The following is a 14154-nucleotide window of genomic DNA, read 5'->3' on the forward strand; positions in this document are numbered from 1 at the left end:
TACCACTATCATCGTTAATATCGAGGGTGTGACGGAGAAGGATAGGATGTGCTAGCTATTGGATGCTAGTCTAAGCGTTTAGGGAGTTGGGATTGGCAAATCCGTTCCAACAATTCTGAGGCGTGATGGGGAAGGTTCTACGGAACCGAAGTATCTGATTCCATGCTTCCAAGAAAAGCATCTAGAGAGAGAAGTAGTGCCCGTACCGCAAACCGACACAGGTAGATGAGGAGAGAATCCTAAGGCCGACGGAAGAATTGCAGTTAAGGAACTAGGCAAATTGACCCCGTAACTTCGGGAGAAGGGGTGCCTGCGAAAGCAGGTCGCAGAGAATAGGCACAAGCAACTGTTTAACAAAAACACAGGTCTCTGCTAAAGCGAAAGCTGATGTATAGGGGCTGACGCCTGCCCGGTGCTGGAAGGTTAAGGGGAATACTTAGCAGTAATGCGAAGGTATGAACTTAAGCCCCAGTAAACGGCGGCCGTAACTATAACGGTCCTAAGGTAGCGAAATTCCTTGTCAGGTAAGTTCTGACCCGCACGAATGGCGTAATGACTTGTGCACTGTCTCAACTGCAAATCCGGCGAAGTTGTAGTGCGAGTGAAGATGCTCGCTACCCGCGATTGGACGGAAAGACCCCGTAGAGCTTTACTGTAGCTTAGCATTGAATTTCGGTATTGTCTGTACAGGATAGGTGGGAGACTGGGAAACTAGGGCGTCAGCTTTAGTGGAGTCGTTGTTGGGATACCACCCTGATAGTATTGAAGTTCTAACTGGATGCCATGAAACTGGTGACAGGACATTGTTAGGTGGGCAGTTTGACTGGGGCGGTCGCCTCCTAAAATGTAACGGAGGCGCCCAAAGGTTCCCTCAGAACGGTCGGAAATCGTTCGAAGAGTGCAAAGGCAGAAGGGAGCCTGACTGCGACACCTACAAGTGGAGCAGGGACGAAAGTCGGGCTTAGTGATCCGGTGGTACCTCGTGGGAGGGCCATCGCTCAACGGATAAAAGCTACCTCGGGGATAACAGGCTGATCTCCCCCAAGAGTTCACATCGACGGGGAGGTTTGGCACCTCGATGTCGGCTCGTCGCATCCTGGGGCTGAAGTAGGTCCCAAGGGTTGGGCTGTTCGCCCATTAAAGCGGCACGCGAGCTGGGTTCAGAACGTCGTGAGACAGTTCGGTCCCTATCCGTCGCGGGCGTAGGAAATTTGAGAGGAGCTGTCCTTAGTACGAGAGGACCGGGATGGACTGACCTATGGTGTACCAGTTGTTTCGCCAGAAGCATAGCTGGGTAGCTAAGTCGGGAAGGGATAAACGCTGAAAGCATCTAAGTGTGAAGCCCCCCTCAAGATGAGATTTCCCATAGCATAAGCTAGTAAGACCCCTTGAAGACTACAAGGTTGATAGGTCAGAGGTGTAAGTATGGTAACATATTTAGCTGACTGATACTAATAGGTCGAGGGCTTGACCAATAAGTTAAGTTGTAAAAAATACATTAATAATTATATGCAATTTTGAAAGAACATATCTTTCAAAAAACTGTTAACTGAATAAATCTCGTGATGATGGCATAGAGGTGACACTCCTTCCCATTCCGAACAGGAAAGTTAAGGTCTATAACGCTGATGGTACTGCATGGGAGACTGTGTGGGAGAGTAGGAAGTTGCGAGGTAAGATGGCTCGATAGCTCAGTCGGTAGAGCAGAGGACTGAAAATCCTCGTGTCACTGGTTCGATTCCAGTTCGAGCCACCATAATGGCGCTATAGCCAAGTGGTAAGGCAGAGGTCTGCAAAACCTTTATTCCCCAGTTCAAATCTGGGTGGCGCCTCCAAATTGTAAAAATAGCTTATATACTAACTTAAAAGAGTAGTATATAAGTTATTTTTTTGTTTCTGAAATAATAAATAGGACTCATAGTTAAAGCCATATGAATTTTACTTTCATATGGCTTTCTGCAAAATAAATTATATAGTATGTACTGTATTGAAAAATTCAGTTTTAACTTCTTTGAGTAATGATTCATTTTCTATTAAATCTATAGCAGTTAGTACAAGAGAAGTAGCAACAATATCACATTGTTTTAAAGCAAAAGTAGAAATAGTAGCTTTAGCAAACTCAATACTACCATATTTAATGGTCGTATCATTTATTATGGAGATATATGGATGTATGCAAGGAACTTTATGGCTTACATCACCAATGCTCAGTCCAGCATAAATATCTCGTGGTGGGTTTATGTTTATTATTCCACTTTCTTTTAAGTTATGACTAAATAATCGGTTTAATGTGCGATTTGTTACGAGTTCTTTATTAGGATACTCGTATAAGAAGAATTTGTTAGGAATATTCATAAGTTTAGTTACTATTCTGGCTATTTCTATTATCTTATTATGTGCATAGTTGGCTGTTGCTGTATTAGATGCTCTAATACATAATTTAATTTCAGTTTCCGATGGCAATAGTAAAGTTGTATATCCATTGTTTGAGATGACTGTATTTATATCTAAATTATCAGGAAATTCTTTTTTTATAGAGTTTAAAATATTAATAGTTAAAAGAGCAGCATCTAAAGATGTATATGAATCTTTATTTAGAAATGTCAATTTATTTTTACTCAGAAATTTCAGTCCTAATGGAATAATGGCCGATGAAGAGCCACTTTCACAGGTAGAAGTATCAGGATGTACTAACATTACAACATCTATATCATCAAATACACCTTGTTTAACCATAATTCCTTTAGTTCCACCAAGGTATTCGCCAGGACATCCAATTAAAATTACAGAACCTCCAATATCATTAATGATATTTCCTAAAGCTAAAGTAGCTGCAACAGACATCGCTGTAACCATATTATGTCCAGTAATATGACCTTCATTTTCTATTGAATCATATTCGCAGAGGTAACATATTTTGGGATGTCCTTTTCCTTTTTTTGCAATAAAAGCATTTTTTATATTTAAGAAATTTTTTTCTATTTGAAAATTATATTTATCTAACAAATCGCAAATATAGTTAGAAGCTTTTACTTCATTGTAACTACTTTCTGGGTGCTTATATAAGTAGCTGCACAAGTTTCTAATATCTTCATTGCATGTAGAGAGAAAAGAAATAATCTTTTGTTTCATAAACTTAAATTTTTTTACTTAACACAAACAAAATAAAACTAATAGACTATATGTAATATATAGATTTAACTATGTTTGTAGTAAAATCTCCTTTCATAATATTATTTTATTGATAGAGTGAAATATTATTTTTATTAATTATTAGTATTACCAAAAAGTAAAAAAATATTTGTTTAGATATTTTTAGTAGATATGTTTGTATTAAAGGCGTTTAATTTGTTAATAATTTTATAATATCAATGAAATTAGGAGGATAGAGTTATGAAAATTTTAAATAACTTATGTTTTATGTGTGGAGAAAGCACTAGTGATGGTATAATATTAAATGGAGAAAAGATTTGTAAGGCTTGTGAGGATAAAATTGTGAATATAACGCCGAAAAATTTGAATTATGATACTTATAAAGATCAAATTAAAATAATTTTGTTTAATCAACAAGTTTAAATCAAACTATTCTCAGATCAATATTCTTGAGAATGAGGTATTTGTTATGAAAAAAGGTTTATTTATAGTTTTTGAAGGGGGAGAAGGCTCTGGAAAAACAACAGCAATAGAAGAAGTATATAAATGGCTTATTGAGGAAGGAATAAAGTGCATACAAACAAGAGAACCTGGTGGCATTAAAATATCTGAACAAATAAGACAAGTTATATTAAACAAAGAAAATGTGATGATGGAAGCTCGAACAGAAGCATTACTATATGCCGCTGCAAGAAGACAGCATCTTGTAGAAAAAGTAATACCTGCCTTAGAAAAAGGAGTAATAGTACTTTGTGATAGATTCATAGATTCTTCATTAGCGTATCAAGGTTATGCAAGAAACTTAGGAATTGAAGAAGTCATGAGCATAAATAAATTCGCTATTGGAGAATATATGCCTGATATATCTATATTATTTGATCTTGATCCTAAAATTGGATTGGAAAGAATAAGCAATAATAATTCCAGAGAAATTAATAGATTGGATTTAGAAGAATTAGATTTTCATCAGAAGGTTAGAGATGGGTATAATATTGTTTATGAAAGAAATAAGGATAGAATCATAAAAATTGATGCAGAGCAATCAAAAGAAAATGTTATTAAGCAAATAAAATCTATATTAGATTCAAAAATAAAGTCATTGATTAACTAAATAATAAAAATGGTCATATTTGTGGTAAAATAATAATAAAAATAATAAATTATTATTTGAGGGTGGGGAATTATAATGAAGTTAGTAATTGCAATTGTTCAAGATGAAGATTCAATAGATGTTACAGAAGCATTAACAGAAGAAGATTATAGAGTTACAAAATTAGCAACAACAGGAGGATTTTTAAAATCAGGGAATACTACTTTAATGGTGGGAATAGAAGAAGAAAAAGTTCAAGCTGTTATTGATATTATTAAGAATATATGTAAAAAAAGAAAAGAAACAATAGTTACATCAAGTGCATTTGGAGGGAATGAAGGTGGGTATACACAGCAATATCCTATACAAGTTGATGTAGGTGGTGCAACTATATTTGTAATTGATGTAGATCAATTTGTTAAAATATAATTCCAAGGAGAGAGTGCATTGAGAAAAATAATAGGTCATAAAAATATTATAAACAATATAAATAGTAGGCAATTGAATGATTCGTTTTCTCATGCAAATTTGATAGTTGGAGATGATGGAATTGGAAAGAGTATAATAGCAAAATATCTTTCTAATGCTATTATAGAAGAGAAGAATAATGCAGAGAGTGTTGATATTGTAAGGTACTATCCTTCTTCAAGTTCTTTTGGAGTTGATGATGTAAGAAATATAATACTTGAGGTCAATAAAAAACCATATGAAGGAGATAAAAAAGTACTAATATTATATAAGTGTGATAAATTAACAATTCAAGCTCAAAATGCTTTACTTAAGACTATTGAAGAGCCACCTAGTGGCGTGTACTTAATATTATTAAGTGATTCTTTAGAAATAATATTAGACACTATAAAATCTCGTTGTCAAATATATAAGTTAACGCCATTGAAAAAAACAGAAATATCAAACTATATTGAGGATAATTATGCTAACTTAGATTCTGATATTAAAAAGTCTGCATTAGCTTATAGTGCAGGAATACCTGGGAATGTAGATAAGCTTATAAACGATGAAAAATTAAAAAAGCTAAGAGAAATATGCATTGAGATATTTGAAGACATTTTGAGTAGAGATCAAGGATATACATTAAAATATGGAGAATTATTAAAGAATGCTAAGGATGATAAGTTTGAATTATTAAATATACTTCTGTCATATTTGAGAGATATTATGCTTTTTAAAGAACTAAATAATGATGAACTTATTGTTAATTTTGATAAAGTAGATAAAATAAAGGATATATCGAGGAGAATATCTTATAAAAAGTTAAATAATATGTTAGAATACATAACAGAAGCTAGAATAAATTTTAATAGTAACACAAACTATTCAATGACCATAAGTGTTTTGCTTATGGGATTTGCGGAGGTATAATTGATGATAAAAGTTATAGGAGTAAGGTTTAAAAAGGCAGGAAAAATCTATTATTTTAGTCCATCAGAACTCAAGATTAATAAAGGTGACTATGTGATAGTAGAAACAGCTAGAGGAATAGAATTTGGCGAATGTGTTATAGGAATTAAAGATATAAACGAAGAAGATATAGTATCACCATTAAAGAATGTTATAAGAATTGCGGATGAAAATGATATAAAAAAACATAGAGAAAATAAAGATAAAGAAAAAGAAGCATTGGAAATATGTTTAGGAAAAATTCAAGAACATCAGTTAGATATGAAATTAATTGATGTTGAATATACATTTGATAATCATAAGGTTATATTTTATTTTACGGCTGATGGTAGAGTTGATTTTAGAGAATTGGTTAAAGATTTAGCTACAATATTCAAAACTAGAATAGAATTAAGGCAAATTGGTGTAAGAGATGAGGCTAAAATGATTGGTGGACTTGGACCATGCGGAAGATCAATGTGCTGCTCAACATTTTTAGGGGATTTTGCATCTGTTTCTATTAAAATGGCAAAAGAACAGAACCTTTCTTTAAATCCTACTAAGATATCAGGGATATGTGGAAGGTTAATGTGCTGCTTAAATTATGAGCAAACTACATATGAAAATATAAGAAAGAAATTGCCTAAGGTGGGATCTATAGTTAAAACTGAATTTGGGAATGGCGAAGTTATAGGCAATTCGATAGTTAAAGAAATAGTAAAAGTTAAAATTAAAAAAGGTGACGAAGAAGTAGTTGAAGAAATTAAGATAACAGATGTAGAACTTATTTCAGGAAAATATGAAGATACAATTGATGAAAATAATATAAAACTAGTAGTTGAATCAGAAGAAGATAAAACACTATTAAAAAATCTTATTAATGAAAAGTAGGAGGAATTTCTATGAAATCTGTTATTAAGATTTGTAATATGGAATCAAATAAAGATGCTAAGGTAATTCAAGAAATAATTGTTAATAATTCAGGTGTGATAGCTACAGAAATATCATTATCAAAGAAAGAAGTAACAGTAATATATAATGATAGTTTTTTGGCATTTGAAAAAGTTATAAATTCAATAGAAGACTTGGGATATATTATTATATAATTTAAATATTATTATATGTGAGAAAAAATAAATTTGTATCTGATATAAAATGCTTTAAAAAGATTAGAATACATGATAAAATGTAAGAGGTTAATCGCCACAATTTATTAGGAGGTGTTCTAGATGGCATTTGTTATTAATGATTCATGCGTTAGTTGTGGAGCATGTGCTGGAGAATGTCCAGTTAGTGCTATAACTCAAGGGGATACTCAATTCGTTATCGATGCAGATACTTGTATTGATTGTGGAAACTGTGCTAATGTTTGCCCAGTAGGAGCTCCAAACCAAGAGTAATAAAAAAAGATCGTCTTTTTAGACGATCTTTTTTATTTTTATAATTTATATAAAGTTTTAAAATTGCTTTTATGGGCATTTTAATAAAATACATTCTGGTTCGTAATTAGGATTTAAATTTGAAGTGTCTAAAATATTGGAATTAATTTTTTTCACATATTTTTGAGATAAAATAAAATTTTTAGGATCATCTAAATTTAAGGAAGTCTTATTGGTTTTATAATTCATTGGAATTATATATTTAGGTGAAATCAGTTTGCAGAGTTTTGTTGCTTCAAAACCATTTAGAGTAAAGTTACCATCAATTGGGATAAGCAAAATATCAATATTTTTTAAATTTTCTAATATAGATGAAGATGGGATATGACCCAAATGACCTAAATGACAGAGGGTATATTTATCTTCTTTAAATATATAAATAATATTAGAACCTCTTTTGTGCCCATTACACTTATCATGAAATGAATTAAACCCTTCTATTTTAATATAATTCATATCAAAGATTCCGGTTTGATTAATTAATTTAGTTGTATTGTTTGTAGTATTTAAATATGAAGTATCAAAATGATTATGACTAAATGTGATTAAATCACATTTTGGAAAAACATTTTCATATCCAAGGTTATTATCGAATGGATCGATTAAAATTCGTTTTCCAATAGATGTTTTTATTAGAAAGCAAGAATGTCCATACCAAGTTATTTGCATAAAACCACCCCCTACAAATTTTGGTCTATTGTATAGTATTAACACATAAAAATAGAAATAATCAATAATGTGTATTTACACTTTTAAAAATAAAATAAATATAGTATAATAATTATCACAAAGTCAAAGTAAGTCAAAAACAAAAATATTATTAAGGTTTAAGTAGGTGATTTTATGGCAAGACTTTCAGATATAATAGAAGAATTTATAAAACAAATGTTTAATGAAAATGCAAATAATGTGGTTTTTATACAAAGAAATGAATTGGCAGATCAATTTAGATGTGCACCATCTCAAATAAACTATGTACTAACAACTAGATTTACTTACGAAAGAGGATATTTAATAGAAAGTAAGAGGGGTGGAGGCGGTCATATTGCGATAAAACAATTGGAATATGACGATTTAAACAAAAGAGAAGAATTGATAAATCAAAGTATAGGAGATACAATAACATATCACAATGCAAATGCATTGGTCAATCACTTATTAGAATCTGGCATTATTGAAAAAAGAGAATGCGAGATAATGAAAATAGCAGTAAATGATAGAAGTTTAACTTCAGCAGATAATAAAAATAAAATAAGAGCCGATATTTTAAAAGGAATGATTATGATAATTTTATCTTAAAGGTGGGGATATATATGTTGTGTGAAAAATGTAGGAAAAATGAGGCGAAAATAAATTTAGTTACTATAATGAATGGACAAAAACAAGAAGTGTGGTTATGTGAGAATTGTGCAAAAGACATAGCAAATGTTCCATTTTTTAATCCTATATTAAAAAATATCAATTTGCCACTACAAGGAATGATTACAGAAATATTATCTAATGCAGATATGAATAAAAGTGATGTAGATAGTAATAAAATAAAAGAAACTGTTTGTTCAAATTGTGGATTAACTTATGATGAATTTAAAAAGTCAGGAAGGTTAGGATGCGCAAATTGTTACAAGGATTTTCAGGTTGTTCTTGAACCACGAATAAAGAGTTTGCAATTAGGGATAAAGCACATAGGAAAAATTCCTAAAATTAAGGGGAAAGAATTAGTTCAAAGACAAAGACTTAAAGGATTAAAGGAGGAAATGCAGCAATTAATATTGACGGAAGAATACGAAAGAGCTGCTATCATAAGGGATGAAATCAAAAAGTTGGAGTTATATATATTAGAAAATGGACTAAAACATGAATTTAATGTAAAGGAAGGTGAATGGAATGATTAATTATGAAGATGGACAAATAGGAATAGTATTAAGTAGTAAAGTATTACTTGCTAGAAATATTAATGATTTACCATTCCCGAATAAGTTGAATTACATTAAAGGGAGAGAGAATAGTAAAATAATATATAACACACTTAAAAACGAATTTATAGATGAAGAAATTACAATGCATGAAATTTGGAATACAAAAAATGATTTCAGTAAACAATATTTAGATAGGAATTTAATTAGTGAAGAACTATTAAAAAATTTTGATAAGGGTGCATTTATTGTTAATAAAAATGAAGATGTTAGTATTATGATAAATGAGAAGGATCATATAGGTATTCAATGTATTAGTGGAGGATTAAATTTAGACGAAGCTTTTAGCAGAGCATCAATCATTGATGATAAGTTAGAAAAGAATTTTGAATATGCGTTTGATGAAAATTTAGGATATTTAACAGCTTCACCAGAGAATGTTGGTACGGGAATGAAGGCTTCTGTGATATTGCATTTACCAGCAATTACAATGAGTGAGGAAATTAAAAATATCTCAAAAAATCTTAATGAAAGTGGGATGATAATAAAGGGTGTTTATTTGGATGGAAATAAGGTGCATGGAAATCTATATAGAATAGCAAATAAGGTATCATTAGGATTGACAGAAGAAAATATCATACGAAAATTAAAAGAAGCCGTTCTTAGTGTAATTACAGAAGAAAATAAATTTAGAGAGATACTACTTAGTAAATGCAGATATGAGCTAGAAGATAGAGTATTTAGAGCTTATGGAATATTAAAGAATGCAATTCTTCTAGACTTTAAAGAAACTATAGATTTATTATCTAATGTTAGATTGGGAGCAGAATTAGAGATTTTAAACATGAATAAAAATAAATTAGATAACTTATTCACACATGTAAGTGATTCAGCACTGCAAAATTACTTTGGAAAAGTTTTAGATGAAAAAGAAAGTAAGCATGAAAGAGCAAATTTTATAAAAGAAGTATTAGCCTGATGAAAGATAGGAGGTAAGTTATATGGAATATAATAAATTAACAGAAAGGGCTCAAGCTGTAATTTTAGAAGCTGAAAATGAATCTGAAAAATTTAAGCACGGATATGTTGGGACAGAACATATGCTGCTTGGAATATTAAAAGAAGATGGATATTCTGCAAAATTACTAAATAAACATGGCATTGATAGTGAAAAGATTAGAGCAATGATACATAGATATTTAGGATATGGTGATATTAAAAAAACAGATGATAATATATTACTAACACCAAGAACAAAAAGATTGGTTGATGAAAGTTTTGCAGCAGCTAAAAAATTAAATCATAAATATGTCAGTCCAGAACACATTTTGTTGGCGTTACTTAATCAAGAAGAGGGGATGGCTTATACAATTCTAAAAAGTTTAAATCTTAATTTTGCTATTATAAGTGAGGAGTTACTTGCATTTTTATCAGGAAATTATGAAGATAAAGTTAGTGATAAAAATACGATGGAAAATAAGAAGGCAGATACTCCTATGCTTGATAAGTATGGAAGAGATCTAACAGCATTATCAAAAGAACAAGGATTGGATCCTGTTATAGGAAGAGATAATGAAACTCAAAGGTTATTAGAAATTCTTTGTAGAAGGATTAAAAATAATCCATGTTTAATTGGGGAACCAGGAGTTGGTAAGACAGCGGTAGTAGAAGGATTGGCTCAAAGAATTGTTGAAGGAAATATTCCCGAAATACTAAGAAGTAAGAGAGTTATTTCTTTGGACTTAACGTCAATGATTGCAGGAGCAAAGTATAGAGGAGAATTTGAGGAAAGACTAAAAAAGACAATGGAGGAAATTATCAAAGATAAGGACATAATTATTTTTATTGACGAGATTCATACTATAATTGGTGCTGGAGGTGCCGAAGGCGCTATTGATGCATCAAATATACTTAAGCCAGCTTTGGCTAGAGGAGAGATTCAATGTATTGGAGCAACTACTATAGATGAGTATAGAAAATATATTGAAAAGGATTCTGCATTAGAGAGAAGATTCCAACCTATAGTAGTAGGGGAACCTTCAAAAGAAGAAACTTTAGAGATATTAAAAGGCTTAAGAGATAAATATGAAGCACACCATAGGGTTGAAATTACAGATGAGGCTCTAGAAGCAGCTGTTAACTTGTCAGATAGATATATAACAGATAGATTTATGCCAGATAAAGCTATTGATTTAATAGATGAAGGGGCTGCAAAAGTAAGAATACAAAGTTTGACAGCACCACCAGACCTAAAAGATTTAGAGGAAAGAATTGAAAATATAGGCAAGGAAAAGGAAGATGCTATTAGGGTACAAGATTTTGAAAGAGCAGCTAGTTTAAGAGATAAAGAGAGAGAGTTAAAAGATCAGCTAAACAATATGAAGAATAATTGGGACACACAAAATTCAATTAAGACACTAGTTGTGGATGCAGAAAAAATAGCAAGCGTAGTAGCATCTTGGACAAAAATACCAATAAGGAAATTAACAGAGTCAGAAAGCGAAAGATTATTAAATTTAGAAAACATACTACACAAAAGAGTTATAGGTCAAAATGAAGCTGTAAAATCTATAGCGAGAGCTGTAAGAAGAGCAAGAGTTGGCATAAAGGATCCAAATAGACCAATTGGAAGTTTCATATTTTTAGGACCAACAGGAGTAGGAAAAACTGAACTATCTAAGGCACTTGCAGAAGCTATGTTTGGTGATGAAAATAGTATTATAAGAGTAGATATGTCAGAATATATGGAAAGCCATTCTGTTGCAAGATTAATAGGTTCTCCTCCAGGATATGTAGGGTATGAAGAAGGTGGCCAACTTACAGAAGCTGTTAGGAGAAAACCATATTCAATAGTTCTCTTGGATGAAATTGAAAAAGCTAATCCAGAAGTATTTAATATATTGCTTCAAATTATGGAAGATGGAAGACTCACAGATGGTAAAGGAAAGGTTGTTAATTTTAAGAATACAATAATTATAATGACCTCAAATGTTGGAGCTCATCAAATTAAAAAACAAAAAAGCATAGGGTTCAGTAGTAATTCAAATAATAATGAAGAAACTGAATATGAGAAAATGAAGGAAAACATATTAGGGGAATTAAAACAAAAATTTAGACCTGAATTCTTGAATAGAATAGATGATACTATAGTATTCCATAAGCTAAGTGATGATGATTTAAATCAAATTATTGATTTGATGCTTGCATCAATCAAGGAAAGACTTGAAAGTAGGGATATCTATCTAAATTTTGAGGATAATAGCAAGAAGTTTTTGTTAAATAAAGGAATTGATTTGGATTATGGAGCAAGACCTTTAAGAAGACTTATTATTAAAGAAGTAGAAGATAAGCTAAGTGAAGAAATTTTACAAGGAAATATACGAATTGGAGATAGAGTTAGCGTAAGTCAATTAGAAAATAAACTTGTTTTTAGAAAATCTGTTAAAAATGATTTGGAGATGAATAGAAGCTAATCTGTAATTGATGGACTGTTTCAAGAATGAAATTTATCATAGACTGAAATGGTCCATTTTAATTAAAAGAAATTTATTTAGGTAGCATAAAGATATTTATAGGAGTGAATAAAAAAGGAGACATTATATGAAAAAGAAAACATTATATAGGTGTTCAAATTGTGGTTTTGAGAGTATAAAGTGGTTGGGGAAATGTCCAACATGTAGCAGTTGGAATACACTGGAGGAAATTACAGTTGAACTTAAAAATACAGATTCTAGAACACGCCAAACATCTAAAAAAAGTATAAAGAAGCTTTATGAGGTAGTATCTAGTAAGAGTAATAGGATAGTTACAGGTATAAATGAATTTGATCGTGTAATGGGTGGAGGAATTGTTAAGGATTCAATTTCTATTATAACAGCTAGACCAGGAGCAGGAAAATCAACACTGCTTTTACAAATTTCAAATTGCATTGCTAAAGAAGGATATAAAGTAATTTATGCATCTGGAGAAGAAAGTGATAGTCAGATAAAAAATAGAGCAGATAGGATTCTTGATAAAATTCATGAAAATATATGGGTATTACAAGAAAATAATCTTGATAATGTACTAGATGCTGTGGAAGAAATAGATCCTGATATGGTAATTATAGATAGTATCCAAACATTCACCATGGAAGCATCATTACCAGCAAGAGCAGGATCTCCAACTCAAACAATGGAATGTGCTAATGCGTTGCTTCATGTTGCAAAAAATGAGAAGAGGCCTAGAGCTGTTATTATAGTAGGGCAAATGACAAAAAATGATGAATTAGCTGGGTTACGAGCATTAGAACATTTAGTGGATACTGTTCTTATTATAGAGGATGATAATGATGAAGAATTACGTGTACTTGTAAGTTCAAAGAATAGATTCGGTGGAATTGAAAATGGATTCTTTCAAATGCGAGAGGAAGGAATTGTTTCAATAGATAATCCATCAGAATTTTTCATGACAAAACGTGAAGAAGGTGAAGTAATATCAGGGAGTGCATTGACTGTCATCAAGGAAGGGACAAGATGTATTATAACAGAGATAGAGAGTTTAGTATCTAAGAGTTTTACTCCATATCCAACTAGAATAGGTGAAACATTAGGTAAAGATAAGTTAAATACATTAATATCTATTTTAGAACAGCGAGGTAATATAAATTTATATGATAAAAATGTTATCATAAAAACTACAGGTGGTATAAAGATAAGAGAGCAAGGTATAAATTTAGCTGTAATAATGAGTATAGTTTCATCAGTGAAACAACAAGGGATAGAATCGAATATTGCTTTTATTGCTGATGTAGGATTAACTGGAGAACTTAAAAAAGTACCATCCTTAGAAAGTCGGATTAAAGAAATTGAGAGAATGGGATTCAAAAAGGTTTATGTGGCTTATGATTCATTTACAAAAACCAATAATTTTAAAAAAATACAAATATTCGAGCTAAAAACATTGATAGATGTAATAAAACATGTGTACAATTGTTAATATAATATTAAAAAAATAAAATTTGTATTTAGAAGATAAAAACATTTTTCTACAAAATAATTTATTATAATTTAATTTCATCAAATATCATTGAGAGATTATAGTTATTATAGTATTATAGTCTAAGAGATTTATATTTTAGTATTAATATTTCTAAGTGAAAAATAGTTTTAGAATGAGAGTT

Annotated in this window: 14 protein-coding genes, 2 tRNA genes and 2 rRNA genes (1 of these 18 running past the window's edge); 16 read left to right on the forward strand and 2 right to left on the reverse strand. The window is 31.0% G+C overall.

The genetic code is table 11. The features are described from left to right. The 4 genes from CSPA_RS00710 to CSPA_RS00725 all read left to right on the forward strand — a co-directional run. Positions 1-1475, forward strand: a 23S ribosomal RNA gene (locus CSPA_RS00710) (it extends 1435 nt beyond the left edge of the window). Between the two features lie 83 nt (positions 1476-1558). Then, positions 1559-1675 (forward strand): 5S ribosomal RNA (gene rrf, locus CSPA_RS00715). A 5-nt stretch (positions 1676-1680) separates the two neighbouring features. Next, a tRNA-Phe gene (locus tag CSPA_RS00720) sits at positions 1681-1756 on the forward strand. 4 nt (positions 1757-1760) lie between these two features. Next, positions 1761-1835 (forward strand) — tRNA-Cys (locus CSPA_RS00725). A 133-nt stretch (positions 1836-1968) separates the two neighbouring features. Here CSPA_RS00725 and CSPA_RS00730 read toward each other — a convergent pair. After that, entirely contained in the window at positions 1969-3132 is a 1164-nt protein-coding gene (locus tag CSPA_RS00730) for a zinc-binding metallopeptidase family protein (protein WP_015390304.1), read from the reverse strand. A gap of 261 nt (positions 3133-3393) precedes the next feature. On the opposite strand from CSPA_RS00730, the gene CSPA_RS00735 reads away from it, so the two are divergent. The 7 genes from CSPA_RS00735 to CSPA_RS00765 all read left to right on the forward strand — a co-directional run bounded on the left by CSPA_RS00735 (position 3394) and on the right by CSPA_RS00765 (position 7041). Continuing rightward, a complete protein-coding gene (locus tag CSPA_RS00735) occupies positions 3394-3576 on the forward strand; it encodes a sigma factor G inhibitor Gin (RefSeq protein ID WP_015390305.1) in 183 nt (60 codons plus the stop codon). 46 nt (positions 3577-3622) lie between these two features. After that, positions 3623-4264 (forward strand): dTMP kinase, encoded by a 642-nt coding sequence (gene tmk, locus CSPA_RS00740; protein ID WP_015390306.1) that lies wholly within the window; start codon positions 3623-3625, stop codon positions 4262-4264. A gap of 75 nt (positions 4265-4339) precedes the next feature. Then, a complete protein-coding gene (locus CSPA_RS00745; RefSeq protein ID WP_015390307.1) occupies positions 4340-4672 on the forward strand; it encodes a cyclic-di-AMP receptor in 333 nt (110 codons plus the stop codon). Positions 4673-4690: 18 nt separating this feature from the next. Continuing rightward, on the forward strand, positions 4691-5623 hold the full coding sequence (locus tag CSPA_RS00750) for a DNA polymerase III subunit delta' (protein WP_015390308.1): 933 nt from the start codon (positions 4691-4693) through the stop codon (positions 5621-5623). A 3-nt stretch (positions 5624-5626) separates the two neighbouring features. After that, entirely contained in the window at positions 5627-6532 is a 906-nt protein-coding gene (locus CSPA_RS00755; RefSeq protein ID WP_015390309.1) for a PSP1 domain-containing protein, read from the forward strand. A gap of 11 nt (positions 6533-6543) precedes the next feature. Next, the gene (locus CSPA_RS00760) at positions 6544-6747 is read left to right on the forward strand and encodes a heavy-metal-associated domain-containing protein (RefSeq protein WP_015390310.1); all 204 of its coding nucleotides are present in this window, start codon (positions 6544-6546) and stop codon (positions 6745-6747) included. A gap of 123 nt (positions 6748-6870) precedes the next feature. Further along, on the forward strand, positions 6871-7041 hold the full coding sequence (locus tag CSPA_RS00765) for a DUF362 domain-containing protein (protein WP_008426524.1): 171 nt from the start codon (positions 6871-6873) through the stop codon (positions 7039-7041). Between the two features lie 69 nt (positions 7042-7110). Here CSPA_RS00765 and CSPA_RS00770 read toward each other — a convergent pair whose 3' ends face one another. After that, positions 7111-7749 (reverse strand): MBL fold metallo-hydrolase, encoded by a 639-nt coding sequence (locus CSPA_RS00770; RefSeq protein ID WP_015390311.1) that lies wholly within the window; start codon positions 7747-7749, stop codon positions 7111-7113. 174 nt (positions 7750-7923) lie between these two features. Between CSPA_RS00770 and CSPA_RS00775 the strand changes: the two genes are divergently transcribed. The 5 genes from CSPA_RS00775 to radA all read left to right on the forward strand — a co-directional run bounded on the left by CSPA_RS00775 (position 7924) and on the right by radA (position 13970). Further along, on the forward strand, positions 7924-8379 hold the full coding sequence (locus CSPA_RS00775) for a CtsR family transcriptional regulator (protein ID WP_015390312.1): 456 nt from the start codon (positions 7924-7926) through the stop codon (positions 8377-8379). A gap of 14 nt (positions 8380-8393) precedes the next feature. Then, positions 8394-8972, forward strand: coding sequence for a UvrB/UvrC motif-containing protein (locus CSPA_RS00780; protein ID WP_015390313.1), 579 nt, complete (start codon positions 8394-8396; stop codon positions 8970-8972). Further along, positions 8965-9972 carry a protein arginine kinase gene (locus CSPA_RS00785; RefSeq protein WP_015390314.1) on the forward strand — a complete coding sequence of 336 codons (1008 nt, stop codon included), beginning with the start codon at positions 8965-8967 and terminating at the stop codon, positions 9970-9972. The genes CSPA_RS00780 and CSPA_RS00785 overlap by 8 nt, the downstream gene beginning before the upstream one ends. A 22-nt stretch (positions 9973-9994) precedes the next feature. Then, on the forward strand, positions 9995-12466 hold the full coding sequence (locus CSPA_RS00790) for an ATP-dependent Clp protease ATP-binding subunit (RefSeq protein ID WP_015390315.1): 2472 nt from the start codon (positions 9995-9997) through the stop codon (positions 12464-12466). A gap of 127 nt (positions 12467-12593) precedes the next feature. Then, positions 12594-13970 carry a DNA repair protein RadA gene (radA, locus tag CSPA_RS00795; RefSeq protein ID WP_015390316.1) on the forward strand — a complete coding sequence of 459 codons (1377 nt, stop codon included), beginning with the start codon at positions 12594-12596 and terminating at the stop codon, positions 13968-13970. Positions 13971-14154: the final 184 nt, after the last annotated feature.

Source organism: Clostridium saccharoperbutylacetonicum N1-4(HMT), from assembly GCF_000340885.1.
Taxonomy (GTDB): Bacteria; Bacillota; Clostridia; order Clostridiales; family Clostridiaceae; genus Clostridium; species Clostridium saccharoperbutylacetonicum.

Excerpts from the sequence above, each read along its gene's own strand:
- CSPA_RS00785 (WP_015390314.1), top strand. The coding sequence starts at position 8,965 with ATGATTAATTATGAAGATGGACAAATAGGAATAGTATTAAGTAGTAAA.
- CSPA_RS00755 (WP_015390309.1), top strand. The coding sequence starts at position 5,627 with ATGATAAAAGTTATAGGAGTAAGGTTTAAAAAGGCAGGAAAAATCTAT.
- CSPA_RS00780 (WP_015390313.1), top strand. The coding sequence starts at position 8,394 with ATGTTGTGTGAAAAATGTAGGAAAAATGAGGCGAAAATAAATTTAGTT.
- CSPA_RS00770 (WP_015390311.1), bottom strand. The coding sequence starts at position 7,749 with ATGCAAATAACTTGGTATGGACATTCTTGCTTTCTAATAAAAACATCT.
- CSPA_RS00730 (WP_015390304.1), bottom strand. The coding sequence starts at position 3,132 with ATGAAACAAAAGATTATTTCTTTTCTCTCTACATGCAATGAAGATATT.
- CSPA_RS00735 (WP_015390305.1), top strand. The coding sequence starts at position 3,394 with ATGAAAATTTTAAATAACTTATGTTTTATGTGTGGAGAAAGCACTAGT.
- CSPA_RS00790 (WP_015390315.1), top strand. The coding sequence starts at position 9,995 with ATGGAATATAATAAATTAACAGAAAGGGCTCAAGCTGTAATTTTAGAA.
- radA (WP_015390316.1), top strand. The coding sequence starts at position 12,594 with ATGAAAAAGAAAACATTATATAGGTGTTCAAATTGTGGTTTTGAGAGT.
- CSPA_RS00745 (WP_015390307.1), top strand. The coding sequence starts at position 4,340 with ATGAAGTTAGTAATTGCAATTGTTCAAGATGAAGATTCAATAGATGTT.
- CSPA_RS00765 (WP_008426524.1), top strand. The coding sequence starts at position 6,871 with ATGGCATTTGTTATTAATGATTCATGCGTTAGTTGTGGAGCATGTGCT.
- CSPA_RS00760 (WP_015390310.1), top strand. The coding sequence starts at position 6,544 with ATGAAATCTGTTATTAAGATTTGTAATATGGAATCAAATAAAGATGCT.
- tmk (WP_015390306.1), top strand. The coding sequence starts at position 3,623 with ATGAAAAAAGGTTTATTTATAGTTTTTGAAGGGGGAGAAGGCTCTGGA.
- CSPA_RS00775 (WP_015390312.1), top strand. The coding sequence starts at position 7,924 with ATGGCAAGACTTTCAGATATAATAGAAGAATTTATAAAACAAATGTTT.